Origin of the sequence: Loktanella sp. DJP18 (assembly GCF_049310965.1) — a bacterium.
Classification (GTDB): Bacteria; Pseudomonadota; Alphaproteobacteria; order Rhodobacterales; family Rhodobacteraceae; genus Loktanella.
Map to the genome: position 1 here is coordinate 1 of NZ_JBMERN010000342.1, position 1,035 is coordinate 1,035.

General features: G+C 61.4%; 1 protein-coding gene and 1 pseudogene. One reads left to right on the forward strand and one right to left on the reverse strand.

Going from position 1 to position 1,035, the window contains the following annotated elements:
* The first annotated feature begins 450 nt into the window (after positions 1 to 450).
* Complete coding sequence (locus ACOI1H_RS25760; RefSeq protein WP_422441181.1) at positions 451 to 576, forward strand: hypothetical protein; 126 nt, start codon at positions 451 to 453, stop codon at positions 574 to 576.
* Between the two features lie 315 nt (positions 577 to 891).
* Here the strand turns inward: ACOI1H_RS25760 and ACOI1H_RS25765 are convergent.
* Positions 892 to 999: pseudogene (locus ACOI1H_RS25765) on the reverse strand (helix-turn-helix domain-containing protein); the annotation flags it as partial.
* Between the last annotated feature and the right edge of the window lie 36 nt (positions 1,000 to 1,035).

The following is a 1,035-nucleotide window of genomic DNA, read 5'->3' on the forward strand; positions in this document are numbered from 1 at the left end:
GTTTTGTTTAGCATTTCGGGCGTGGCGGCTTTCTTGCGACGTTTAACTGCCACCCATTTTGCCGCACATTCCGCTACCCAGTGCGGTGGCGGAAGCAATGTCAGACAATCTCATCATGCGCGGCAAGACTTATTAGCTGAAGCGGCGCGTGCCAGTGCGGTTCGCGAGTGTTGAGCCGCGCCCCGTGAACTGGGAAAGCTTGAAGACCGATTCCAAGACCATAGCGCGCCGAAAGCTGGAGCGCGTCTGGAGCGCCTATCTAGACGGTTGGGAGGCCAGGCTCACCGGCCGTGACGGTGATGCCGAGGCCGGCTTTCGTGCTGCGCGTAATCTGGCGGCGACGCGGGGGTAGGCGTTCCTTTTGGCGGAGGCTGTATCGGCCCTGCCTTTGGCTGAACTGCTGTAACGGGTTGAGGCATCGCAAACCAGGACCGGCACAACGGTCCGGAGGTGGCTGAGGCGGTCGTCGGCGGGGTGGAAGAACCGGCACAGATGCTCTCCGGAATGGTCGCGCACGTCGAAAAGATCTCCGCCATCGAAATCCGTTTCAAGAGCGCGCAGCAGATGCGGCTGTGACGCGATGATCGGAAGCGGTCGGCCGCCAACCTGATAACTGCACTCGGCGGCGATCGCCCGGGCGCACAGATTGGAACGGCCTAGGCGCGTGTGCATCGCAAATGGTGGAAGGCGCAGTTGGCGGCTGAGAAGCTGAAGGCCGACAGCGCGAACAAGGACCTGACCTGCATGAGCGGGATGCTGCGAGGATACTGCGAGGCTATTGAAAATCCCGATCCGCCGCGGCACTACGCGGGGGTGACGATCAGTGGCCGCACACGAAGCCCGCACGACACACGGAAGTGCCCGTCGACTGGATCACGGAGCGTTGGCTGAAAGCCACTTCTTGATCGTGTTGCGCGACATCCCCGTGCGACGCGCAATCTGGCGCAGGGGCAACTTCTCTCGCAAAGCCATACGTCGGATAATGTTCCAAAGTCCCATGTGTATCACTCCATTGTCCCCCGCTGCGTCAGCCGA